The following is a 24,078-nucleotide window of genomic DNA, read 5'->3' as shown; positions in this document are numbered from 1 at the left end:
TTTAATTATGAATAAAGAGAATTAACTATCCAACCTCTATCGTTCGTCAAATTACGACACCTCTTAAAAGTCTACTATATCCGTTGTCCTCATGCTGTTTACTTTCAATATATCCTGGTATAATTTAGTAAGTGAAACTACTAAAGGAGGAAATCTATGATTAACGCAATAGGTATAGCTGTTATTCTGTCATATGATTTTAATAATAAAAACACTGTTTATCTTAATGAGAGTAACGCACTCATAGAAATTATAGAATCTAAGAAAATGGTTGATTATGAAGGTAATCCTGTAATTGAACTAACATGTAAATATAGCATCTTACTAGACAGAGACATTGATTGTAAATCACTTGATGACTACGCTGGAAAAGTATTTCCTTTCCTTGGCTCAGTAGTAGGACGTGGTCTTGTTAGAAATGAAAATTACCGTTTTTCATTTACTGATACAACCGTCCATAAGCAACCACAACCTAAACACATAAAAGAAATCATAGAAGAACTTTTAAATAAATAACAAAAAGAGCAGCCATATTTTCGGTTGCTCTTTCTTCAAAATCTTATGTTATTCCTACAATTACGATAAATGAAATTTCATCCTTCTTCCAATCAACTAATACCGCAACAACACTATGTTTGTAGATTATTAATTAATTCAAAGAAGAGCAAAAGCTCTCCTTAATAACGGCATCATTCAATTAGTACCATCTGCTGGTTTCGGATTTTATGTGCCGTCATAATGAAGCCGTTTAGAAAAAATATTGTACAAAGGAATTTTATGAGTTGTATTTTCCGCCACTTCTCACAATACAAATATATCACGTTTATTCCAAAACAACCGGCACATTTCCTGCCAAAAATCGGTCACGACTCTGCCATATTCATATATTTTGACTAATTCGCCGTAACACCTATCAATTTTCTAAATTCAGCTTCAAGGATTTTTCTTGCTTTCGGGAAATCTTTTTGAATGTATTGCTTTAACTTTTCTTGTCTCTCTACCTCATCATCTACATAATAAGTCCAATAATGTATTAGTATTAACTGCACTTTTTCAATTACATTCCAAACAACCTTGTCAACTTCCTCAGTAAAATATATATTTCCATTTGTATAATAACTCGTAAAATCGTTTATTTTTCGTACCAAATCTTTATATTTTCCATCTCCATATTCTCTGGAACATGTTTCATCAGTTATCACAAGTAAGCTATGTACACTTAAACTGACTTCCTTTAACTTAGAATGCAAATCTGTTACAAATACGTTTATATCCGCCTGTAATGAACTGCGCTTTATTTGCTCTATATTATTTTTCATTTGTAAATCAGACTTATAATGCTCTATTTTTTGAGTTAGTAAAGTATTATATTCTGCTAGATCCTTATCCACTATTGATTTATATTCTACCATCCCTTTATCCAGTATTGACTTATGTACCGCTAGCTTTTTATCTAATATGTGAGTGATCCTCTTTTTTAGATAAAAAATCATAAGTCCTCCACCTGCTATTGCACCAGTTATTCCGCTTATTACCCACTGTAACCATTGTTCAACTTCAGAAAAATCCATTTATTAAACTCCCTCCCTATATTACCTAAAAACAATAATATAATATAAAAATTTTTTAGTATATATTCACTTACCCATATCTTATATTGTGTGTAACTGCACCCTTCGCTGAATCGCTTGGTATCATTGATTTCATTTAACTTTTTCTTTTGAGTTACACAGTACGAAAATTATGAGTAACTGTATAGGGATACCACCAACATTTTGCAAAATAACCTACGCTATGCGGAAAAATAAAATAAGCTGCCCATGTGGACAGCTTATTTACATAATTTTCGCAAGCGAAGCAGAGGTTAAAAATTTTTAGTTTCTTGCTGAATTAAAGTCCCCAGTTACATTAAGTACATTTTTTCAAAAAGTTAATACAAATAGATTTCAATGCGTAGTATTTTTGTACTGCGAAACAAGTTATTAGCGATTAATAAAAGATACTTTATAAAAAAGTGTAAATTATTTATTTACCAAACTTCTTGTTTTATCAAATATTCTACCTAATACTTCAGGTCCATGCTTTGCAAGTGTTACCCCGGTAGCTCCAACTGCACCTACTGCAACAGATAGGCCTAATGCTAAAAACATAAAGTGTTTTGATCTAATGTCTTTAGCATCTTTAACTTTTTGTTCTAATACTTTCTCCATTCTGTCCATAATTTCTGATTGCTGGTCCCAATCCAAGTTTTTGTCAGATAGCTTTTCCTTATATGCTTGAAGAAGCTCTCGAGTCAAGTCTGTAATATCCTTGTTATCAAAGTCCATTGATTTAATAGACTCTTTATATGCGGAATAACTTTGTTCTATTATGTTTTTCTTTATCTCAGGATTAATTATTTCTCCTTCAAGGACTTCATCAGCTAAATCATTAAAATCTCTTTTATCCATAGCTTCTTCCTCCGACTTTTATATTTAATTCTATGTATGTATCTTATCTATTTATTTTTTGTTTTTTTGCATTTCTTGGGTTTAGCTGTGCTGTTTTTATCCACATAGGACATATCAAAAACAGGAAGGGAATTAGTACATTCACCAAAAATATCCAAAATGTAATTTATTATAGGGGGTATATTTTTTCCATTCTTTATATCTTCATAATTCATCTTGTCAAAGTGTCTCAATGCAGAGTAGGGTTTACCTTCTGATACGTTATATTCATACTTATGGGCAAATTCAAAGTTATATTTAAATATATATCTTGCCGCAGGTACACCATTGGAAATAGCCTCTTTAACTTCATCCCATATCAATCTATTAAGTGTCCAAGCGCTATTTTTAGAACAATTCTTTGCATAAGTATAATCGAGATCGTGAAATACGTAATAAGCAATTCCAAAGTATCGTAAAACCTTTTGAAAAAATGGAATATTTGTTTTAGAACCACATTTTACGACGTGAATATTTTCATGACTCTGCAAGCAATCTTCTTCTTTTAATTTTTGCAAAAGAAAATTAACGACAGTATATTCAGTGTCACCTTCAACTAAAAGAACTTTATCAGTAAAAAACGCTTCACAGACATAAGGATTAAAATAATTAAGCATTTTCATTTTTTCTCGAACATTACTATCACTTTCATTAAAAAGATCTTGGGTTACTTGATGAATAGATGTTCCCTCAACATCTTTTACTACACGGACGTATGTTGAGTGTTGTTTTGCTAAGTCAATTATTATAGGAGAATGCGTTGTACAAATCACTTGGTAGTTTGGTTCATCTGGAATTTCGTAAAGCATATCTCTAATGTCTCTAATTGTTTCTGGATGGGCAAATAGTTCAGGTTCTTCAATAAATAATATTTTATTTTTGGGAGCAGTAGTTCTTTTATTTATAACATCATCTAGTTCGTCTTTGTATATGAGATTTGCAAAGATTAACTGTCTCTTTACTGCATCACCCACTCTTGTAATATTTATTCTATCTTTTGGATCCTCTTCTTTTCTCTCCTCTATCATTATACGGGAGTTTTCACCATCTCCCAAATCCGTATCCTTCTTCATTAAAGGGATAATAATAATGTTTTTAAATACTTTTCTAACAAGATTATTAAGTCTATCTTCAATTATTTTGTTTCCTGGGTTATTCCTTATTAATTCTGCAGGTGATTTTAACTCCCTCCCTTTACCTTTAAAAGCAATACCCTGTTGCCACATAAAATCATATAATTGGTTAAACTCATTTATAGTTTCATCAACCGTATCCATTCCTTTAACCCTTACCGGAATTGGTAATAAAGAGAACATATACGAAATAATTTGAGAAATAAACTGCTTTGGAACCCAAAAGTTATTTTGATAATCAAACATCTGAATCCAGCAATTATTACCTGACCATGATTTTGATAATTTTATTGTTTCTTCATCACTAATAAAACTTTCAAACCTAAACCTTTTATTATCAATCATTTTATTAATTTGTTCCGAGCTTAGTTTAAAAACAAGTTCAATTCTGATAGTTTTAGAAGTATCCTTGTTATTAAAGTCATACTTTTTAGCTATATTATTAGTCTTCCAAAAAAATTCATACACTTCAAGTAAATTTGACTTTCCAGCAGAATTTTTTCCAATAAGAAATAAAATATCATTCATTTTTAAGATTACTTCTTTTTCTCCAATACTACGAAAATTTTTTATACGCATTTCTCTTAGTTTCACTAAGTTCCCCTCCTAAAATATATAGATTATAATGAACCTTTTTTCTATGTTTAACAATTCCACGTAAAAACTGTTCCTATTTAATATAACAGTGTAAAATTTACTTTGTACACTGAGTCCAACACAAATAGATTGAATCACTTGAATTTTTATTCGTAAAGCAAATTAAATGGATTAACAAAATTCATATCTAATAGAATAACATCAGGGAATAAGTTCCGGTTTTAACTCAGCTTTCATAAAAATGAGCTACATCTTTAATTGTTGAAAACCTTTGAGTAGCTCATATTTTTATAAATGATTACTTGTACTCTTTTTTTGAAATGTTCATCTGCCCACCTTATTTATTGAATTATGAATGAAGAAATTGCTTCAAAAATTAATTCTATCAAAATAAAATAATACTATGATACCATTTAATGAATTAGTGAATTTGTGCTTCTTAATGTTCTTTCACAAAGTCGTAGTAAAAATGATGACCTTTACTGCACAGTATTGATCTACTTCGACATAAAAGGAAAGTTTTTTCTTCTTAAACTATCCTGCCCGTTGAACAAGGAACAATGCATATCGTATACATGTGAAGTTAACATAACGCGACATTATCAGTAGCGAGGAAAAGAGGAAACCGTACGCTCACCAAGAAACCTTCTTTTTTGTTCTATGGATCTATGCATTTTTTTATACATTCCTATCCTAGCGCGGTTTTAGGGTTCTCATTTGTTACCCGATTAGCCGAAAAACTGTATAAAACCTTGCATGTTCTTAGCGTGGTTTTTTTAAATGCTGGCGATACCTCTAGATTTAAAAAAGAAAAAAAGCAATGATTAGATTTTGAACCTAGTCATCGCTTTATCCATTGCATCTTGGTTTACACCTATATATCGTAACGTGACCTTCTCTGACGAGTGATTGAATATCTCCATAAGTAATGCTATGTTTTTCGTTTGCATGTACATATGATACCCGTACGTCTTTCTTAATGTATGTGTTCCTATTTCATCTAACCCGAAATCTGCCGCTGCTCCACTTAATATCTTATATGCCATGCTACGACCAATCGGACGATTCTTACCTTGTCTGCTTTGCAATAGATACTCATTGTCTTCTCTTTCTTCAATAAACCATTTAAGTTCTCTCTTTAACGCTACAGTAATTTGTATTCGTTTCTGTTTCCCCGTTTTCTTTTCTCTCATAGAGATATGACTGCCTTTGACATCTCCTACCTTCAATTTCAAAATATCTGAGATTCTAAGGCCTGTATTAATGCCCATGATGAAGAGGATGTAATTACGTAAGCTCTTTTCCTTAAAATACTCTTTTAGCTGCTGTATTTGCTCTGGATCACGTATCGGTTGAACAAAGTTCATTATGCATTACCTCCCGTTTCTTCCTTCTCAAAAACTTCTAGATTAAGAGCAAATGCAAGTTTATAAAACGCTTTAGACTTCCAACGTCGATAAGTACGCTCTGACATCCCTATTTCGTTATAAACCATGTAATCACATACATCCTCTTCTTCTAAATAACGTTTATAAATAATATCTCTTTGAATAGTTCCTGCACGTCCGTTTCCTAATCGATTTAGAAACTGATCAATACGTAATGACATTTTCTCAAGCCACTCTTCTCGTTTACTTTGTTGAATATTCGCTATAGCAACATCTTCTAATGGTTTTCCAACTGTATGTGTAGGACCGTGCTCACGTATTTCATAAGAAGGAGTGACTTTCATTTCTTTACGCATCATCCCAAATTGTCTATGTATACGTACACTTTCCAACACACCTTCTAATTCCTCTTGTGTTGCTGTTCTATCGATTTTTGGTAAGAAAGATAATTGTTTAGTCATGTAAGACCACTCCTTTTTATTTTTAAATTACTTTTGTCTTAAAACTCCGCGCCTTCGTTCATAACGCGGGCCACGAATTCCCATTAAATCTTCAATGTCACGAGTACTTAATTTTTCTTTTCGTTTTTTCTTGTTTTTCTTCTTTACTTGTTTTGATTGCTTTTTCCACTCACGTAGCTGATCCTTTAGCGCCTTCATTTCCCCATCTCCCTTTTCAAAACAAAAAGGACACCTATTCCTAAAACAGCTTTACTTGCTGCTTTAATGAATTGGTGTCCTCTAGTTTTCTAGCCGGACTGTATTCTTTTTCTATCTATAAAATGTTTGGCTTACAAATCCACAATACTTTGATATTGCAGACTGGGCAGTGCTAGTAGAAACTACTCAAAAATTATTAAACTGTTTTTTCAATAGATTGAATAATATAATCGCACACAAACCCGTCCACGCTTTGTTCTAAGTTAAATTCTATATCTAAAGCTCTGCTAATTTCATCAATAAACATTGCTAAATAGCCGATGTCCGTAGAATCTTCCCTGTCTTTTGTATTAAAATATGGAGCGATACGAATGAATAATTTTTCGCCTTCAAGATAATGCTTATTATCAAAATCCGGAGTGAAATCTGAAAAAATCTTCCTTATGTCCAAGTCAGGTAACTCCTCATTAGGGATATCTGCATTCTGATAATCGTCCCAATACTTTGACATAACATTAACGATCCGTTCACAAATTAAATCCCGTGTTTCAGGAGATATATCTAATCGCATTTTTGTATATTCTAGTAATTTTTTTAAGCCAAATCCATCCCAATGCTCAATTCCATTTTCAATGAAATACCCACCTCTTAAATTTTTAGATACTAACTTGGCTATCCTATCAAAGTCAATTTCATTATCTTCTTTGTTTATAAAATATTTGATAGGAGGAAGTTTGGGCTCACTTTTATCTTGTTTTACTTGGCCAGCAGCACAATTTATAAAATACTCAATTTGTGCCAAAACAATAGTTCGGGTATCCACTGCATTTAAGTAGATTGTTTGGTCACGATAACTTTCATTTTGTATATGATAATCAACTATCGATAAATTACTTTTTTTAGATTTGTCATGCTTATCACTCGCTATTTCCAGACAGTAATCCATTTTAGCTAAGCCCTCATTGTTGAAATACTTAAGGTGAGTAATTGAATTATTTTCTTTGCTACTAGCAATCCTCCAAAGCTGACTATTTTTATAATCTTTCAACTCTAACGATTTAATGTTTGCAAGTTGCTCTCCTGAATGAACAATAAGTGTTCTTATATCTAAAAGAATATTAAACCCATCAAGGATTTGATATTCCCGTTTCCATAATTCACCTAAAAATTCCATTGCATTATGTAATCGATATAAATTGTTAGCGAAATGATCAGCTTTCATATCTGGCATACCTAATTTATTCTCCATACCTAAGAAAACATTGTCTAATTGGTCAAAATAATCAATACCTACTCGAATAATCCAAGCCAAAGAAGCTTCTGAATAATGAAAGGTATCTTCAGTTTGATGATTTTTTTGGTATTCATTAAATTTATCTTTTAACTCTTCTGCCGTGGTATTAAATTCTGTTGAAGGTTTAACAATAATTGGTTCCATCAAATTACTCCATTCATATAAAATAATTAATAGTTTTATTATACCATTTAGGCTTTGAAAGAGACTTCATCTTTGATAACCTATATGCATTAGAGTTGATATTAAAAGAATTATTTTATTAAGGTTTTTCTTCTATCCTCCAGATGGTTTTTATTGTAAAATATTAAAATATACTATCAATGGAGGTTTAATTATGAAAAAGGTTTATTTTACACTTTTTGCTGAACACATAGAGTTTGACACCCCTGAACAAAAAACTGAACGAGAAAAGCTTAAAGAATACATATTTATAAGCGAAAGTCTGACTAGCCAAAGCATAGATGATTTATTCATTGAATTAATGCAAATCAAAACTGACTGGATGGATTATAAACTAACCGAAGATAAAGATAACATGTATGTGAAAATAACCCTTTTATTCCCATATACTGAAGGGAAAAAAGTAACCCATATCTCTTCCGAAATATTTTCCTTGATAGAAAATTTTATAAATGCCAACAAGAGTACTGCTCAACACGAAAATAGAGATACCGCAGAAGATTCCGATGAAGATACAGAAGGACTACTCATCAAAATTAATAGTCGCGAAGGAATAGACCCTAATGAATTCTTATTAGAACTTAAAAAGCAAAATATCGACTTTGATATTATTACCAAAAATATTACAAGAGTCGAAGCTGGCGCAGGAAATACAATTGTAGAATTTATTTTACATATGAAAGACACAGCTTTTGATGGTATTGTTTCTGGAGCCGCATGGGATATCATGAAAACGGGAATATTCACACTTCTAGTTAGACGAACGGATTCCAGTAGAAGTACATCTAAAAACATTAAATATAAAAAGCTCCGAAAATCTATTAGTATAAGGACTAATATTAAACCAAAGGATTTAACTCTCATAGATTCTTATGAAAATGATTCTGAAACAATCTGTGAATTCAAAGGAAATAATTTAAATATCACTGTTATCTGTGATGAAAATTACGACATTTTAGAATTTAGTGTAGAAAATCTGTTAGAAGAGATCGGAAGATAATCCGATCTCCTCCCTTTTAAAAGAACGATTCTTTATTTACTTTCGGCTTTTTAGATGAATAATTCATCTATTCAAACATCGTTACCATCACTTCCTACTAAAATAACGCTTTTGTTCCTTTAAAACATTGGTTAAATATTCTAATGCTTCTAATTAATATTCATGATATTATTTTTTAGTGACTGGTTTTCATCAACCCATGAATTCAGTAGCATCATTCATAAGTCCTACTCTCACCCTTCCCTTTTGAGAGTAGAGCTTCTATTTATAGTGCTTTCCTTGATATTCTCTTTATACTTGTACAAAATTCAAATTCGATTACAGTAACTGTGTTTTTCGTTCTTCCATACGAATTACTTTTCCACTCTGATATATAAATGATTGTTCACCAAATCCACCTTGAGGTGGTTCTATTAGTTGGACTTGACCATTTTTAACAACATATATTCCGTTTGTTTTCAAATCTATTTCAGCTGTCATTTCTACAAGGTTTTCTTTTCTAATTCCCACCAAGATCACTCCCATATGTTATAATTACTTTGCTGGAGTAAGTTGAGAGTGATCTCAGCTTTTTTTATTTGTCTATAAATATTGCAAAACATTTTCCGGAACAAATGATTGTTCCAGTGATAGATGGAGTCGAATTGGAATCGGCTCTTTTTCATCTCTTGCTCGCTTACACATTTCTTCTGCCTCTTCCCATCCAAATTGTTTATCCTCCGCTCGCTTATAACGCCAAATTCCAATTGTGTAATCTTCGAATAACTCATAACGTTCATCAGGTGCTGTCGTCGGTTTTAATTCATCAACCGCTTTTGCTTGACGTGGTATTTGTACAACTACATCTGCATACCGTAGTTTTGAATTCAAACGATGGATTTGAGCTTTCTTAGGATCAAATGATACGACTGATTCCACATCAAAGATTGTTAATTGCTTGGGCATCATTGATTCCCTCCAATACCTGCAAGCTTGCAACTAAGATTCCTTCAGGTTGCGTTAACGTTAGTTGATCTAATGTTTGTCCGTTAATTTCAGCTAATCCTAATCCCATTAATTTACGAACGATTATTAGTTTTCTACGTTCTACTTCCTGACGTAACAACATGATTAAGCCTCCTGTTGATGGTTGAACTTTCTCTCTAAATTTACAAACTTACTAAATTCTTTAATAAATGCTAGTTCAACAACACCAACTGGACCGTTCCTCTGTTTCGCTAAAATAATTTCTGTTATGTTTTTATTTTCTGTCTCGCGATCATAGTAATCTTCACGGTATAAGAATGCTATTAAATCCGCATCTTGCTCAATTTGACCATTCTCACGTAAATCTGATAGCAATGGTCTCTTATCTTGCCTACTTTCTACAGCGCGACTTAACTGTGATAATGCAACTACACATACATTTAATTCTCTTGCCATCAATTTTAACTTACGACTAATCTCACCGATTTCTTGCATGCGGTTACCTCTATGCTTTGGATCGCCCACAATAAGCTGCAAGTAATCAATTGCCACTAGCACCTTTTTGTCTGGATATTTGCGCTTTAGTTTCCTAGTCTTCGCATAAATCTCTTGCATCGTTACATTTGCTTTATCGTAAATTTCTAATGGCAAATCATTAATTAATCCCATCGCTTGACTAATCTTTTCCCAATCCTTTAAATTACATAGCTTCTTAGGATTCTTTAATTTCGTAGCATCTATATTTCCAGTACTTGAAATCATCCTCTTTAGTAGCTGCTCCTCCCCCATCTCGAGTGAGAAGATTCCTGTTGCTGTATGAGCACTTGCCGCATGAAAGGCTACGTTTAATACAAATGCCGTTTTCCCCATTGAGGGACGGGCACCGACAATGATTAAATCACCTTCTTGTAACCCTGCTGTCATTCTGTTCAGGTCGTCATACCCAGTTGGAATACCGGTTAAATCTCCTACATCAATTTGCATTTTCTTATACAAATCAACTAATGTGTCTTTCAAATTAAACTCATCTGAGTAGCCTGTTTCTTCAATGGCGCTTAGTTCATCAATCGATGTACTAATAGCACTTATTTCCCTTTCATGCTGAAGGCGGTTATATAAGTTACCAGCAACCTCTTGAGCATGTCGCATTTTCCAAGCTTCGATAACTAAGCCTTCGTGATACGAAAAATTTTTAGTAGTCGTAACAACTTCTGTTAGGTTTACAAAGAATTCAATTCCGTCAATTTGATGCATAAAGCTTTCATTGAATTTTCCAATGAGAGCAACAAGATCTATCGGAACCTCAGCATCCTCTAACTCTCTCATCGCTTTAAAAATCATTTGGTGTGTTGGTAAAGAAAACTGTTTTACCTTTAGCTGGCAATCTTTAATTAAATCACCTTCTTGGATAATGCTACCTAATACACTTTGTTCGGCTTCTACGTTACGAATCATATCGTTACTCATTGGGCCAACCACGCATTCTGTTGGTTAAGTACTGCAAGTTCTTCATCCGTTGGAATGTTTTGTTCCCATGATTGTTGTTGCTGTATTACGTTTTTAGTAGATTCCGATAAGCCTTTTTGTTGATAAGGAGCTTGCGTCGGTTTTTGCGCCTTTGCTAATCGTTGAGTACGGAATGCTTTATCAGCTGCTTCAACATCTGCTACTGTTTTTAATCCCTTAAGATGCCAATCTCTTAAAATCGTATTTACGTAATTCATGTTTCTTGTATTTTTCTCTAAAGCGATTTCCATAGCTTTTACAACAAGCTCTGCGTTTAAATCATCTACCCATGCATGAATACCATCTGCGATAAAAGGTGTAATAAATCCGAAATTTTGCTCGTAAAAAGAAATTGGATTAACCTCAACAACTTCTTCCGCGCCTGCGCGTTCTTCTTGTTGTTGTTCTTTTTCTTCTTCTTTTTCTTTTTCTTCTTCCTTGCTAGGGTCTTGGAAGCCCCTTATAAGCCCCTCCAAACGGACTGATAAATACTCCTTAATACGAGGAATTTTAAAATCTTGCTCTCGCTCTAATTGCAAACAAGTTTCATAAAAATCAACTAAAAAATCCTGATCCTTCACAGATTGAATCTCTTTTAAAACGCACTTTTCTATGTTTACATTTTTAATTGGATTGAATTTTAACCAGTTAATTAAGAACAACTCTTTTGTTTTTTGGTTATAATTAATTTTCCCGTACTCTGCAAAGCGTTCTAATAGCTTCATAACAGTTTCACGGTTATAACCTGTATCAGTTTCAATAATACGAAGTGGAAGCTCATAGATTCCTGATTGAGATGTTTTACTGTTTGTCATCAAATACAAGTAAAAATACTTTTCCTCTGGTGTAAGATCTAAAACAAATGAATCCTGCCAAAATGAAACGTGTACCGGTCTATAAACTGCCATATTATTCATCCTCCATTGTTTTACTTGATTTACTTTGATATAATTTAACTACTTTAATATTTTGAAAGACGCTCTATAAGAGTCTTAAATCTATCACTCTGCCAAGTGATAGATTTTTTATTTTCCACGACTAACTAGTGATGCATTGATTCCCTTACCTCGAAGATTTTTAACAACTACTCGATAACTTTTTAATACATCATGTTCTTCTCTTGCGTTACGAATACTCTTGAATTCTTTAGCGCACCTATTTAACTCTTTCTCCCAGTGATCTGCTTCATCAAGCGAACCAGCATTGAACATATTATGAATACACGTCATCATACAGTTATGTAATTCATTTGCAAAAGCAAAGTCTCCTGGTAGAACTAAATCAAACAGACGATTACTTTCTACTTTCATGTTTCATCCCTCACACTTCCAATAATTTGATAATGTACGTATCGTTATGGCCAGAAAGTACAATCTTATAAACTATTAACAACAGGAGAACAAATCTTTCTGGCCATAACGACAAGCGCAGTTACTTGTCGCATTAAATCAGAATATGTTATAATTCATTTATTGATATTTTTGGTTATCGCGGGCTATGCGGTAGCCTTTTCTTTTTTCTTTTTATTTTTCAAGACAAATGCAGCTTCTATAATTCGAATTCTTATCTCCGTCAATTTCTTCTCTTGCTTTAAACTTTTAGCTTTTATAAAATCTCCACAAATTGATGCGATTCGGATATCACCATATAAATTTGCTTCTTTTCTTACCAGTTCTTTATATTGCTTTAAAGTTGGACTTACATAATCAATTGTCATTACTTTAACCTCCCTAGTAATAATCAAATTAACCATCTGTATATTTCCTTGCTCTTAATGAAACCTTCCAATATTTAAATATATCTGTCATTGAAAAACCATACTGATCACATAACACCGCTACTAGGCTCATCATTGAACCCGTAGCATCTAAAATTTCATGCATAGCCTTTTTCATAGCTTCCTTCTCGTGTTCAGACCATGCTTGTGAAGGTTTAAACCAACATAATGTATCAAGCTGTTTCAAAGCTTCATTTGTTTCTTGCTGAACCATATACCTCATACTTGTAGGATGAAGATCTATGTGTTCTCCATTAAAGAATGGAATACTTACATGACCAGTTGCTTCATTCCACATTTTAAAAAACAATTGTGGGTCATCTATTCCTTCAGTTATACATTTTCGTAAGTCTTTCGGTATTCGCCGTTTTTCAGTTTCATATTTTGCTAGTGACTCACGACTCACAGGGATTTCTAAGGAGAGTTGTTCTTGAGTGATTCCCTTTCGTTTACGTGCCATAGCAACTTCTTTTCCTATAGACATCGTTTACTTCCCCCATTCGTACCTAATGTATTATTTATTTGTGACAACCCAACATGGTAACTTAGTATTAGACAGATTCTTTGAATGGATTGTAATACTCTGTATGGTTTTCTACCCAGTCAGTATGATTTTCCATCCACTTAAAAAGAAGATGTGTAGGAATAAGAACGCCCGCTTCGCGACATACTGGAAAATCAGAACGATTTAATAACTCTGATGCTTTGGTGCGTTTAATATGTAGCAGGTCCATTAATTCCGCAATCGTTAAAACTGGTGGTAAATTTTTCATTGGTTGAAGGTGCTCAGTTGCTTTTTGTACTTCTTCTCGGATGATTTTGCGAAATGATTCGATGTCGAAGTTAATCATAAATATCATCTCCTTACAATCTTAAAATACACTAAACGTGACATTTGTTTTCAAAAAAAAGAGTCCACTCAAAGCTAAGGATAGTAGCAATGTTTTTTGCAACAGTAACACTTGGGTTTCTTTCGCCATTTTCAATCATTGCATACATACTTCTCGATATTTCAGCTTTGCAAGCTATCTCTTCCTGTGTTTTATCCATTTCTTTACGTTTTTCTAATAACCATACCCTCACTCTTACACCCCCTATTTGTCACATTTTGTGTATTTATAAATTACATACTACGACACAAAAAGTGTAGTGTCAACATTTTTTACACATTTTGTGTATTCAATTTAATGTTGCAGATTGTGACGTTATAATTGGAGTGTGAAACATTTCGAAAGGAGGTAAAACATGTTTGGAAATAAAATAAACTTTCTTAGGAAGGAACGAAAATTAAGACAAGAAGATATGGCGAAGCATTTGGGAATTGCTCGAACAACATATGCGATGTATGAACAGGGAAATCGTGAGCCTGATTATAATACACTTCAGAAATTAGCCGATTTTTTCAATGTATCAGTCGATTACCTCCTTGGTAGAACCGATAAAAGAAATAATGATTTAGATTTTGAAGAAATTCTAAATGATCCAGAGCTTAATCTCTGGTTTAAAGATATTAAAAGCGCATCCCCTGAAAAGCGTGATGAATTAAAACAATTTTGGAAATTCATCAAACAAAAAGAACAAAATCGTATTCCTAAAGATGAAGAGAAATAAAAAACACGCATTACCAGCGTGTTTTTTATTTAGTCTCTAAACTAACAGGATCTAATATCCTAAATATTAAATGTTAAATATAAAAATAATTATAATACAAGGAGAGTGTTTTCATTGACCGCAGAAATTTGTATTATGAATAAACATAGAAAAGAAACTGTATAATATATTTCAAAGTTCTTCTTCCTCTACTCATTTTTTAGGATCTAATTATCAAATCTATTATCCTCTTAAATCTGATTTGCATTTAGAAAATATTTATGTTTTTTCTACCTAATATATTTTGGACTTATTCAGGATTTCATTTCTAAGGTCTCTTCTTTTTCATTTTCCAATTTTATCACTTCTCTATCTCATCAATCGCAAGTAAATACCAACATCTACCACATAATTTCATGTTTTTAATAACAACGATTGTTAGCGCCCTCCATAGTAAATTTTTATGAAACCTTTATTTGGAACTTCTCTATAATTTCCATATGTTTTTATTCTTTTTTCTTTGTTCTTTTGTCTTTTATATCCAATTTCACCTAATATTTTTTCTATCCGTAATTCATGATGTGTATATTTTTCATTATTCATTTGAGCAAGTTGTACTTTCTTTTTAAGAACTTGTAATTCCTTTTGCAATTCAGCTATTCTCCTTACTTGTTCAATCAAACTTTTACACTTTATCACAATTTCTTCTGACACTTGTGCAATATTTTTTATTATGTCATTTTTCTTTACACTGTATAATTTTTTAACCATTACAACTGATTTTGAATTTAATCCCTTTGGTCGATCGACAAAGACGGTATTTATTTCATATTTTTCTCTAATCCTTATTTGATCCCTTTTAGGTTTCCCCTTGTTAACTCTTGCCATTTTATCTCTATCTTGTGTATTAAATATATCTTCATCAGTTGCCTTTCTTAACTGCGCAAATAATAAAGTATCTGACTTTTCTTCTAAACAAAGAGCTGGTACTATCTTTTGACTTGAAATTTTAATTAAACAAATAGATCCTATCATTACGTTTCCTTTCTCCTTTGTAAAAACCTAAGTTAATACATTATTTAATTTTGTTTTTTCATATCGTACTGGTTTGACACAACATAAATCCCCTCATATCGCACATAAAACACATACTACCTTCACAATTTGACAAAGATTATTTCTATTTCCACTCTATACATAACTATTAAAATCTAACTACAACACTTCTACAGTTGGAATATCAGCTGGTGCCCACTCCAATTCTTTTAAATTATTAATACTAACCCATTTCAATTTCGAATGTTCTAGTGCCTTAGGTGTACCTGATTTTATACATGCTTTATAAGTAACTAAATGAACAATTATATTCTCATATTCATGTTCAACTACTTCTACTTGTTTCCCTACAGTAATAGTACAATCCAATTCTTCTTTAATCTCACGTACTAAAGCGTCTCGTGGGTCTTCTCCTGTGTTGATCTTTCCACCTGGAAACTCCCAGTAATTAGGAAGTGACATTTTAGGAGAGCGTAATGCACAAAGCACTTCATTATTATCATTTAATATAACTGCTCCAACAACCGATATTTTTTTCTTCATATTTAATTACTTCCTTATGTAAGTTATTGTAATTTCATCCTTATCTTCACTCTTATATTTTTCTAATTTTGCTTTTAACTTCATAACATCATTTTTGTCATTTAAAATATGTAAACGACGATGACAGTTTGCGCACACTCCTACCGTGTTATAAATTGTGTCTTTTCCCCCTTCAGATAACCATATTACATGATGAGATTCAAGATAAGGATTCCCTTTCTTATCTTCAAATGGAGCTTTTTGCTCACATAACTCACATATGCCATTTGCTCGCCTTTTTGATAACTCTGCCACAAATTCATTTCTCTGATATGTTTCCGTTTTTGTATATCGTTTATTACTACTTGGTGCAGCTTTCTTAGCTCTCTCCTTCAATTCATGATAATCTAATTTTTTTGCTTCCTTCTGTTCTTTCTCCTGTTTGCTTTGGACCACATTATTTGGAAGTATTACATTATCTTTTAATATACGAATTGGGAAAATCCATACTTTTCTCTCTTTACCTTGCGTATCTTCTTGTCTCTCTTGAAAAGGTTCCTCTACAAGTCTAACTTGCCCCATAAAGATATGTTCACCAGGTTGAAACGCTTCAAATAAATATACTCCTACCCCATTTTCATTGGATTCATACAGATTTTTGTTTTGGTTTCCCTCTAGTGTTTGATGCCCTTCTTGTCCCATTCCAGTGTAATATAAAATATCTTTATCCCAACGATCATCGTAAATACCTTTTGTATGATCAGAAAATAAAACTAACGTATTGGTCTTTTTAGAGCGCCTCATTCCCCCCATATTTCCACATTTGAAACGTCTAGTAATTTCACTATTTTCGTAAACTTCACCTATTACCATTGAGTCAATTTCTTTTCTTATACTTTTTAGCCACTTAGCTACTTGCTCTATATCATATTCTTTATCTCGGGCGCTAATTTTATAAAAAGGGAAACCTTCTTTTTCCATAGCAGCCAGTGTCTCTCTAGATAAATTGAAATGTTCCATAACGTGTTTTTGTGTTACTCTTGTTTTCATTTCCAACTACTCTCAACCCGCTTTACCATATATTTCTTTCATTTATTACCGTATCTTAACATTTAATTCCTTGCAAGATATAATTTAGTAAATTTACAACTTAATTTATTAAAGATATTCCTACTTAAATCTATATACAAATAAACCTTCCAACTTTTTCTTTTTTATTATAAAATAAGANNTCTTATTTTATAATAAAAAACGGAGTGAAAATCATGTTTCAATCGCAGCCCTATTACACTACACAACTCGAAGACTATATCCAGCACTTGTACCATTCCTTATCTATTTTTGTTCCTGAACAAATTGATATGATTGAGATTGCGAAAAAATTAAATATTTGGCTTTATTTCGCTCCATTTGGAAGCCATGCCATTGAAAGAAATGGAATTGCTAGCTTAGTAATTGATAGTCGAAAAACAAAACGCGAGCATTGGGAAGATTTCTCTCATGAACTTTGCCATATACTTTTACACTCTGGTAACCAACTATCTATGCCTAAAATGTTTTTAAACTATCAAGAAGCTAAAGCTAACAATTTTGCACTACAGTTTTGTATACCGACTTTTATGCTAAGAAGGCTCCCTATTGTACACTTAGAACCCTTATTCATTGCTGAAGCATTTAATGTCACACTGGAGTTCGCTGAAAAAAGGCTTTTACACTACGAAAATCAATTACTTGCGAGTAAATTGCATCACGCAATCAACCAACATGCCACGATCATTCAGTAGCTATAAGGAGGCTTTATTTATGAAAGGATACTTTCACAAACGTGGAGAAAAATGGTCATTTACACTAGACATTGGTATAGATCCAACTACAGGAAAAAGAAAACAAAAAAGCAAGAGTGGGTTTAGAACAAAAAAAGAAGCTCAAAATGCTGCTGCAACTATGATTACAGAGATAGAAAAAGGAATGTATTTTGATGACAAACAATTAAGCATATTAGATATCTGGGAAAAATTAAAGCCTATTCGTAAAGCTGAGTTAAAAATAACATCTTATGAAAAAGATATGAGCCTAGTCAGACTTTATATCCTTCCCGCATTTGGTTATAAAAAAATTAAAAGTATTAAACCTGTAATGATTCAAAGCTATTATGCTGAACTTAAAGAAAAAGGCCTGTCAAATGGTACAATCAGCAATATCCATCGCTGCTTCAGGTGCATATTCAAACATGCTGTAGAATGGGAAATCATACATGATAATATAATGAATAAAGTAAAAAAACCACGTGAAGAGCAAGGTGAAATGAAAACCTGGTCTAGTGAGGAATGTAATCGATTCCTCCAATATTTAAAAGAAAAAAATAAAAAGTACTATATGTTCTTTTTACTTGCGATCTATACAGGTATGAGACGTGGGGAGTTACTTGCACTGACATGGAAAGATATTGACTTTGATAACAAACGTATCTTAGTTAATAAATCTCTTGTAAAAACTGAAGAAGGACTATTTAAAGCTGCTACAAAAACCAAATCTTCCAATAGAAGCATCAGTATCTCTTCCTTTGTTGTAACAGAGTTACAATCATACTACGTATATAAAAAGAAAGAGTTTTTCCGCTGGGGCATACATTTGAATGAAGAGGCATTTATTTTCGCTGGCAATACAATTCAATCTCCCTTACATATAGATGCTCCCCATCGTTTTTTGAAAGACCACTATAGAAAAGCTAAAGTTCCACGAATTCGTATTCACGACTTAAGACATACGCATGCAACACTTATGCTTCAAGCTGGTGAACATCCTAAAATTGTTCAGGATCGTTTAGGCCACTCTTCTATTCAAATGACATTAGACAAGTATAGCCATATCACACAAAACATGCAGCAACAGGCCGCAGAAAATTTTGAGAATGTAATAAAATCTTATGAAAACATCAAATAAAAACCGAAAAATTCTAATGTGAGCAAAATGTGAGCAATAATAAAAAACAGAGCCTATAAACCTTGATATGAAAAGGTTTATAAGCCTATATCGTTGAATCTTGGGAGAAGAATGAGCAGTTTTAAGGTTATTCATTTTTTATTTTCACAAAACAAAAAAAGTTTCACAAATGCCTGTTATACAAGCATCTGTGAAACTTTTTGTTTGTTATGTGAAAAATCATTTCAATAGTGAATTACTGCCATTACCTTCTCTTTCTAGGCCCTACAATTAATTTGATTGCTGTTCTTTCTTCATTATTAATAGTAATCTCTTGAAATGCTGGGACAAAAGCCAAGTCGATGCCACTTGGAGCAACAAAGCCTCTTGCAATCGCAATTGCTTTGATTGCTTGATTTAAAGAACCAGCCCCAATCACTTGGATTTCCACATTGCCACTTGCTCTTAGTACGCCTGCTATTGCTCCTGCAACTGAATTTGGACTTGATTTTGAAGATACCTTTAATATATTTTCCATGTAAGTTGCTCCCTCTATTATTTAATCGCTCTTGTGTTACAATTTTAAAAATTTCACCGTATCTTTAACTACTATTCACACCAAAAGCAAACAATGCTATATATGTACATTCATTCGATACTTTTCGTCTTCTTCCTGCCCAACTACGTAAATAAAAAAGCAATGACTAAGAGACCTAATATACAAACATTAAAATATTAGGAGTTCACTATACGATAACATCAGTGCAATTGAAATTAATAAATGTTTCTTTTTCAGGTGGAATTAATATACAAAGCATTTCTTCTATACTTAAATCTATTAAAAAAATTCAGCTCATTTTTCTACCAATTTATTAACCTTTTTATCTACAAAAATTGTTACAAATGATATTCTAATACTATTTTCATCCCTTGAGCACTTTATATTCCAAATCTATCTCCTTTTATAGTACAAGCATACACGCCAATTGTAGTTCATTTGCATAAACTACTATGTGTCTTAAATTTATTAATAATAGGGGGTAATATATTGGGTTCATACTATCATTCTTCAAGCTCGTATAATAAATGTTCATGCAAATCTTCTTCCAGTTCATATAAAAAATGTCCATGCTCCTCTTCTTCTAGTTCATACAAAAAATGTTCATGCAACGATTCACATAAACCATCTAAGCCAGCTTACGGAACTTTTTGGCAAACTGAATTTATAACTGTCCCTTTCGGTGATCCTTTTCCATTTAATCACGTAGGACCTATGGCAGGAGGAGTTTCTTTACTAAATCCGACTACTATACAATTTAGTAAAGCCGGTGATTATAGAGTTTCTTTCATTTCAAGTATTAATACTACTTTAAATCCTGTATTTCCACATATTCCAGTCATAACTATATTCTTAAATAACAATCCACTTGCTAATAGCCAAGGTGATTTCGCTTTCCAAATGAATACTTCATCAAATAACGAATGCCTTCAATTAGTTGGCGAAACTATTGTTACAGTACCAGCTAATTCGACTCTTCAACTGAGAAATAATAGTGGTTTTAATAAACAAGGCATTGTAACTTGTGATAATGGTATAAATTCAGTTGAATTAACAGTTACAAAATTAAGTTAATCATCCTCAGATTCAGATGCTATTTCAGCATCTTTTTTTATTGAATAGCGTTTTTCTTCTATTTCTATCATCTCTCTTATAGAACGTAAACTCACTGTTCTATTCATGTAACACACACGAAAAAAGTGCAGAAATCTTTCTAACACAAGATTTCTGCACTTTTATATGAATACCTATCTATTCTATCTTACTTTTCCACATAAACCGACTTAACTAGCGTACGACTATATGGTTGTCCTTCTTTATTCATCCCTTTTATATCCATCGTAACGTTATATACCCCTGGTTGTTTTATGTCCTTTAAAGCACCTGTAAATGTATTTGTATTAACACTTTGTGATTCATTAAATTCAGATACTAGTTTTCCTTCTTTATTAACAACTCGCACTGTAACTGAAAGATCCCCTTTTATTTCTGGCGCTGCAGGTGATTTTTTTAGTTTATACTCTGGTTTATTTACTTTAACCTTTGTTGGCATTTGAAGAACGAATGGGGCATCGCCATTGTAATCGTTTACAATTAAATATGCATCTTTCGGCTGCCTCGCCATCATTTTAACTTTCCATTCCCCTACATCCATTTTATCGAATTTAAATGTTCTTATTGTCGCCCCATTAAAGAAAGATTCGCCTTCACCAGTAGTTATAACGCTATCTTTATTTGTATACACTTTTCCTTTTGGAGATATTAGTTGTATTTCTACATCTGAAGAAGCCGTTAATACAGAAACTATTCCTTCTGCCTTTTTATCAACCGCCATAGTTTGCTCGACCCACTGATTTTGCGGTAATTCCCCTCCTATAATATTTTGATTAGAAGTTGTATTTAATTGTTCTACCTTTTCTTCAGAACTATAATTCGGTGCTACTAAAGCTGGCACACCTATATTTGCAGTACGTAAATATGGTTCAATTCGAGCAAAAACAGCTGATCCTTTTCGTATATTGTCATGATCAAACCTTGAATCTGTAAATAAATGTGTTCCATACGGTAACTTAGCACTCCACTCATTTACTAATCCATCGTTAGAACCGTATGATGACAAATATAACCCGCCCATAGATAAAGCAGAGAATACCGGTCCCCAACTTGTCCCTGTTGCCGTATAATAACGATTTGACTTAATTGCAGGATTATTATCTATTGTAGAACGAAATTTTGCCATTTCTCCTACTTGTAACGAGTACGTGCCATCGTCCTTTTGACCTAATATAGAAGCAAGCCACCCTGCCCACCAGCTATATGATAAGTCTGCTAAATTCGATCCATAATGCGGCGTAGCGAGTGTTATAACATTTCCAACAAATCGATTCGCGCCGTATCCAACTAATGCAGCTTGTGTATCGATACCACCTTTACTATGCGCTACAATATTTACTTTTTTACCGAAATGATTATATATTTCTTCAAGTTTTTGTGCTAGCAATTTTCCGTTGTCCCACTGACTAGCCGATCCTTTCCCTGCAGCATCATATAATTGAATAAATACCGTTTGATAACCTGCTTTCAAAGCGTAGTCATACATATCATTTATATCATGATACACTGTCTTTCCATACCAACTATCAGCATTACCATTCCTTCCTTGCACAAAGAGAATTGGAGGTTTACTCTCATCATAATTAGCTGGTTTTTGACCTAGAAACCATTCACCAGGTGTAAATACTTCTTTATCCGGAAATCCCGTTTTAAGTTCTTTTATTCCCTCAGCCTCTACCTTTGTACTAACAACCATTGGAATCATAATAAAAAATGCTAAAAGTACTATCATACACCTTTGTAAAATCCTCATTAACATTCCCCCTTTTTTGAAAGGAAGTACTATTTTCACTCTAGTTATTTATTTCTAGCTTACTTTTGCAAATCAAATAAATAGTAACTGTCCTTTCTTATGAAACGTTATTCTCTCAACATTTACTCATTCCTTTTCTTAATAAGCGCATTAAACATTTCTCAATACATTTCTAACAAAAAAAGCTGCGTATAAAAGGTCTTTTTCATAACCTTTTATACGCAGCTTCTTTATTATTAATCAATGATATACTCAGCATCATATTTATCGTATTGTAACCCCGTCCCTATTTTGGATTCCGTAACTTGATCTCTTAAAAACGGTGCAGCTTCCATTTGGTTAGTCACAATTTCAATTCCATATTTTTTCGTTAAATGAGCTAACTCTATTAAAAAACACTCTCTTCGCAATACAACTGGAATATCAAATGTTCGTCTTTTCATATATAATAGCACCTCTTTTATTTTCATAACGTAAAAAAATCTCACTAGATACATGAATTAAAACTAGTGTTCATCAATAACAGTCAATGAAACATTATAGTATATGCATGTCCGTTTTAAATGTGCTATTACAAAAATAATATTTAAGTTTACATAATTATATTATGTAATAGTAGAAGGCGAGGCTTGTCCCTTCTACTATAGAGATTTAGATTAAGAGCATCTTGGTACTCCTAAAGCTAAAAATAAACCTGCTACTCCTGCTGTAATTGGTACTTTCAACGTAATAACATCATCTACTTTAGTTACTAAAAAGTAAGCATTACCTTCTTGTAACACACAATTCACTAATAATTGAAATTCCATTCAAATCTCCTCCTTTCAATCGATATACTATACTTTATGAAATCTCTTTCAAAAGGTAATAGGAAATACATCCGTTTTTCCTTATATACAAATTAAAAGTTCATTTACCTATTAAAAATATTAATTTTCTAAATTTATATAAAACGTGTAATATCCAATAAATTCCTATATAATCAATAGAGAAAATCTTACAAATGGAGGTATGAAAATGGCTATTTTGAGTAATATTGGTGTAGCTTTGTTTTTGATTGCTATTATTCTTTTAATCTTATGTATCATTTCATTCTTTAAGAAAAATGGAAAAGCAAAAAAATATGGGCGTCCTACCGTTATTCTGTTTATGATTTCAATTATCTTAATAGTGACTGGCTCAACAAAATCGGAACACCCATTCGTCGAGTTTTTTGCTATTTTAAGTTTCATTCTATTTATATTCTTCCTTGTTCTTGCAATATTATCTGTTATTAAGAAAACAGGTGTAGCAAAAAAACAATTTATTATTACAGCTGTTTTATTTGTCATTTTTGTTGCATTATCAGGTATTTCAACCCCTTCTTCTGAAAAAACGACAGCAACTAGTAAAAAAGTTGCATCTAATAATGAAGAACAAAAAGATAGTGAAAAGAAAAAAGAAGCAGAAAAGAAAGAAGCGGATGAAAAGACTCGTAAGCAAGAAGATGAAAAACGTCAAACTGAAGAGCAAACTCGTAAACTAGAAGATGAAAAACGCCAAGCTGAAGAGCAAGCTCGTAAACTAGAAGA

Annotated in this window: 31 protein-coding genes; 7 read left to right on the top strand and 24 right to left on the bottom strand. The window is 32.5% G+C overall.

Going from position 1 to position 24,078, the window contains the following annotated elements; translation table 11 throughout:
* The first annotated feature begins 156 nt into the window (after nucleotides 1-156).
* Nucleotides 157-516, top strand: coding sequence for a cytoplasmic protein (locus COI75_RS19730; RefSeq protein ID WP_098448562.1), 360 nt, complete (start codon nucleotides 157-159; stop codon nucleotides 514-516).
* Between the two features lie 377 nt (nucleotides 517-893).
* Here COI75_RS19730 and COI75_RS19720 read toward each other — a convergent pair whose 3' ends face one another.
* From COI75_RS19720 to COI75_RS19690, 7 genes are all read right to left on the bottom strand, one after another.
* A complete protein-coding gene (locus tag COI75_RS19720; protein WP_098448561.1) occupies nucleotides 894-1,571 on the bottom strand; it encodes a hypothetical protein in 678 nt (225 codons plus the stop codon).
* Nucleotides 1,572-2,021: 450 nt separating this feature from the next.
* Nucleotides 2,022-2,450, bottom strand: coding sequence for a hypothetical protein (locus tag COI75_RS19715; RefSeq protein WP_098448560.1), 429 nt, complete (start codon nucleotides 2,448-2,450; stop codon nucleotides 2,022-2,024).
* Nucleotides 2,451-2,497: 47 nt separating this feature from the next.
* Nucleotides 2,498-4,216, bottom strand: coding sequence for an ATP-dependent nuclease (locus COI75_RS19710; protein WP_098448559.1), 1,719 nt, complete (start codon nucleotides 4,214-4,216; stop codon nucleotides 2,498-2,500).
* 827 nt (nucleotides 4,217-5,043) lie between these two features.
* The gene (locus tag COI75_RS19705; protein WP_098448558.1) at nucleotides 5,044-5,586 is read right to left on the bottom strand and encodes a site-specific integrase; all 543 of its coding nucleotides are present in this window, start codon (nucleotides 5,584-5,586) and stop codon (nucleotides 5,044-5,046) included.
* Complete coding sequence (locus tag COI75_RS19700) at nucleotides 5,586-6,068, bottom strand: ArpU family phage packaging/lysis transcriptional regulator (RefSeq protein ID WP_098448557.1); 483 nt, start codon at nucleotides 6,066-6,068, stop codon at nucleotides 5,586-5,588. Before COI75_RS19700 ends, COI75_RS19705 begins: the two co-directional genes overlap by 1 nt.
* Before the next feature lie 27 nt (nucleotides 6,069-6,095).
* Nucleotides 6,096-6,266 carry a hypothetical protein gene (locus tag COI75_RS26995; RefSeq protein ID WP_098448556.1) on the bottom strand — a complete coding sequence of 57 codons (171 nt, stop codon included), beginning with the start codon at nucleotides 6,264-6,266 and terminating at the stop codon, nucleotides 6,096-6,098.
* Nucleotides 6,267-6,462: 196 nt separating this feature from the next.
* Nucleotides 6,463-7,704, bottom strand: a complete 1,242-nt coding sequence (locus COI75_RS19690) for a hypothetical protein (protein ID WP_098448555.1) — start codon at nucleotides 7,702-7,704, stop codon at nucleotides 6,463-6,465.
* A 193-nt stretch (nucleotides 7,705-7,897) separates the two neighbouring features.
* Between COI75_RS19690 and COI75_RS19685 the strand changes: the two genes are divergently transcribed.
* Nucleotides 7,898-8,743 carry a hypothetical protein gene (locus COI75_RS19685; protein WP_098448554.1) on the top strand — a complete coding sequence of 282 codons (846 nt, stop codon included), beginning with the start codon at nucleotides 7,898-7,900 and terminating at the stop codon, nucleotides 8,741-8,743.
* A gap of 318 nt (nucleotides 8,744-9,061) precedes the next feature.
* On the opposite strand, the gene COI75_RS19680 is transcribed toward COI75_RS19685, so the two are convergent.
* From COI75_RS19680 to COI75_RS19635, 10 genes are all read right to left on the bottom strand, one after another.
* Nucleotides 9,062-9,253, bottom strand: a complete 192-nt coding sequence (locus tag COI75_RS19680; protein ID WP_098448553.1) for a DUF3954 domain-containing protein — start codon at nucleotides 9,251-9,253, stop codon at nucleotides 9,062-9,064.
* Between the two features lie 72 nt (nucleotides 9,254-9,325).
* On the bottom strand, nucleotides 9,326-9,688 hold the full coding sequence (locus COI75_RS19675; protein ID WP_098448552.1) for a cell division protein SepF: 363 nt from the start codon (nucleotides 9,686-9,688) through the stop codon (nucleotides 9,326-9,328).
* A complete protein-coding gene (locus COI75_RS19670) occupies nucleotides 9,663-9,851 on the bottom strand; it encodes a hypothetical protein (RefSeq protein WP_098448551.1) in 189 nt (62 codons plus the stop codon). Before COI75_RS19670 ends, COI75_RS19675 begins: the two co-directional genes overlap by 26 nt.
* Before the next feature lie 2 nt (nucleotides 9,852-9,853).
* Nucleotides 9,854-11,176: a replicative DNA helicase gene (gene dnaB, locus COI75_RS19665; RefSeq protein ID WP_098448550.1), complete on the bottom strand. Its 1,323-nt coding sequence runs from the start codon at nucleotides 11,174-11,176 to the stop codon at nucleotides 9,854-9,856.
* Entirely contained in the window at nucleotides 11,173-12,123 is a 951-nt protein-coding gene (locus tag COI75_RS19660) for a DnaD domain-containing protein (RefSeq protein ID WP_098448549.1), read from the bottom strand. Before COI75_RS19660 ends, dnaB begins: the two co-directional genes overlap by 4 nt.
* Before the next feature lie 117 nt (nucleotides 12,124-12,240).
* The gene (locus COI75_RS19655) at nucleotides 12,241-12,525 is read right to left on the bottom strand and encodes a hypothetical protein (protein WP_098448548.1); all 285 of its coding nucleotides are present in this window, start codon (nucleotides 12,523-12,525) and stop codon (nucleotides 12,241-12,243) included.
* Nucleotides 12,526-12,710: 185 nt separating this feature from the next.
* Nucleotides 12,711-12,932, bottom strand: coding sequence for a hypothetical protein (locus tag COI75_RS19650; RefSeq protein ID WP_033659540.1), 222 nt, complete (start codon nucleotides 12,930-12,932; stop codon nucleotides 12,711-12,713).
* 28 nt (nucleotides 12,933-12,960) lie between these two features.
* Nucleotides 12,961-13,476 (bottom strand): helix-turn-helix domain-containing protein, encoded by a 516-nt coding sequence (locus tag COI75_RS19645; protein WP_098448547.1) that lies wholly within the window; start codon nucleotides 13,474-13,476, stop codon nucleotides 12,961-12,963.
* Nucleotides 13,477-13,543: 67 nt separating this feature from the next.
* Nucleotides 13,544-13,843, bottom strand: coding sequence for a helix-turn-helix domain-containing protein (locus tag COI75_RS19640; protein ID WP_098448546.1), 300 nt, complete (start codon nucleotides 13,841-13,843; stop codon nucleotides 13,544-13,546).
* A gap of 31 nt (nucleotides 13,844-13,874) precedes the next feature.
* Nucleotides 13,875-14,075, bottom strand: coding sequence for a helix-turn-helix transcriptional regulator (locus tag COI75_RS19635; RefSeq protein WP_098448545.1), 201 nt, complete (start codon nucleotides 14,073-14,075; stop codon nucleotides 13,875-13,877).
* 162 nt (nucleotides 14,076-14,237) lie between these two features.
* Here COI75_RS19635 and COI75_RS19630 point away from each other — a divergent pair, with 162 nt between their 5' ends.
* Nucleotides 14,238-14,603, top strand: a complete 366-nt coding sequence (locus COI75_RS19630; RefSeq protein ID WP_098448544.1) for a helix-turn-helix domain-containing protein — start codon at nucleotides 14,238-14,240, stop codon at nucleotides 14,601-14,603.
* Nucleotides 14,604-15,020: 417 nt separating this feature from the next.
* Here the strand turns inward: COI75_RS19630 and COI75_RS19625 are convergent, their stop codons facing one another.
* The 3 genes from COI75_RS19625 to COI75_RS19615 all read right to left on the bottom strand — a co-directional run bounded on the left by COI75_RS19625 (nucleotide 15,021) and on the right by COI75_RS19615 (nucleotide 17,210).
* The gene (locus tag COI75_RS19625; RefSeq protein ID WP_098448543.1) at nucleotides 15,021-15,617 is read right to left on the bottom strand and encodes a hypothetical protein; all 597 of its coding nucleotides are present in this window, start codon (nucleotides 15,615-15,617) and stop codon (nucleotides 15,021-15,023) included.
* A 180-nt stretch (nucleotides 15,618-15,797) separates the two neighbouring features.
* On the bottom strand, nucleotides 15,798-16,181 hold the full coding sequence (locus COI75_RS19620) for a (deoxy)nucleoside triphosphate pyrophosphohydrolase (protein ID WP_098448542.1): 384 nt from the start codon (nucleotides 16,179-16,181) through the stop codon (nucleotides 15,798-15,800).
* A gap of 6 nt (nucleotides 16,182-16,187) precedes the next feature.
* Nucleotides 16,188-17,210, bottom strand: coding sequence for an HNH endonuclease (locus COI75_RS19615; RefSeq protein WP_098448593.1), 1,023 nt, complete (start codon nucleotides 17,208-17,210; stop codon nucleotides 16,188-16,190).
* A gap of 215 nt (nucleotides 17,211-17,425) precedes the next feature.
* Between COI75_RS19615 and COI75_RS19610 the strand changes: the two genes are divergently transcribed.
* Both COI75_RS19610 and COI75_RS19605 read left to right on the top strand, forming a co-directional pair.
* On the top strand, nucleotides 17,426-17,944 hold the full coding sequence (locus COI75_RS19610) for an ImmA/IrrE family metallo-endopeptidase (protein WP_098448541.1): 519 nt from the start codon (nucleotides 17,426-17,428) through the stop codon (nucleotides 17,942-17,944).
* 19 nt (nucleotides 17,945-17,963) lie between these two features.
* Complete coding sequence (locus tag COI75_RS19605) at nucleotides 17,964-19,103, top strand: tyrosine-type recombinase/integrase (protein WP_098448540.1); 1,140 nt, start codon at nucleotides 17,964-17,966, stop codon at nucleotides 19,101-19,103.
* Nucleotides 19,104-19,347: 244 nt separating this feature from the next.
* Here COI75_RS19605 and COI75_RS19600 read toward each other — a convergent pair whose 3' ends face one another.
* A complete protein-coding gene (locus tag COI75_RS19600) occupies nucleotides 19,348-19,620 on the bottom strand; it encodes a stage V sporulation protein S (RefSeq protein WP_000427796.1) in 273 nt (90 codons plus the stop codon).
* A 510-nt stretch (nucleotides 19,621-20,130) separates the two neighbouring features.
* On the opposite strand from COI75_RS19600, the gene COI75_RS19595 reads away from it, so the two are divergent.
* On the top strand, nucleotides 20,131-20,715 hold the full coding sequence (locus COI75_RS19595; protein WP_000536165.1) for a hypothetical protein: 585 nt from the start codon (nucleotides 20,131-20,133) through the stop codon (nucleotides 20,713-20,715).
* A 187-nt stretch (nucleotides 20,716-20,902) separates the two neighbouring features.
* Here COI75_RS19595 and COI75_RS19590 read toward each other — a convergent pair whose 3' ends face one another.
* From COI75_RS19590 to exsG, 3 genes are all read right to left on the bottom strand, one after another.
* Nucleotides 20,903-22,507 (bottom strand): esterase/lipase family protein, encoded by a 1,605-nt coding sequence (locus COI75_RS19590; protein WP_001221763.1) that lies wholly within the window; start codon nucleotides 22,505-22,507, stop codon nucleotides 20,903-20,905.
* A gap of 236 nt (nucleotides 22,508-22,743) precedes the next feature.
* Nucleotides 22,744-22,950, bottom strand: a complete 207-nt coding sequence (locus COI75_RS19585) for a hypothetical protein (RefSeq protein ID WP_000830256.1) — start codon at nucleotides 22,948-22,950, stop codon at nucleotides 22,744-22,746.
* A gap of 213 nt (nucleotides 22,951-23,163) precedes the next feature.
* Nucleotides 23,164-23,316, bottom strand: coding sequence for an exosporium protein ExsG (gene exsG, locus COI75_RS19580; protein WP_000395676.1), 153 nt, complete (start codon nucleotides 23,314-23,316; stop codon nucleotides 23,164-23,166).
* 208 nt (nucleotides 23,317-23,524) lie between these two features.
* Here exsG and COI75_RS19575 point away from each other — a divergent pair.
* Nucleotides 23,525-24,078, top strand: a 554-nt coding sequence (locus COI75_RS19575; RefSeq protein WP_176535601.1) for an O-antigen ligase family protein, incomplete at its 3' end; no start/stop codon positions are given.

It is taken from the genome of Bacillus cereus (genome assembly GCF_002564555.1).
GTDB lineage: Bacteria > Bacillota > Bacilli > Bacillales > Bacillaceae_G > Bacillus_A > Bacillus_A cereus_K.
The sequence above is the reverse complement of the archived record's forward strand: the minus strand, read 5'-3'. Positions and strand labels throughout refer to the sequence as shown.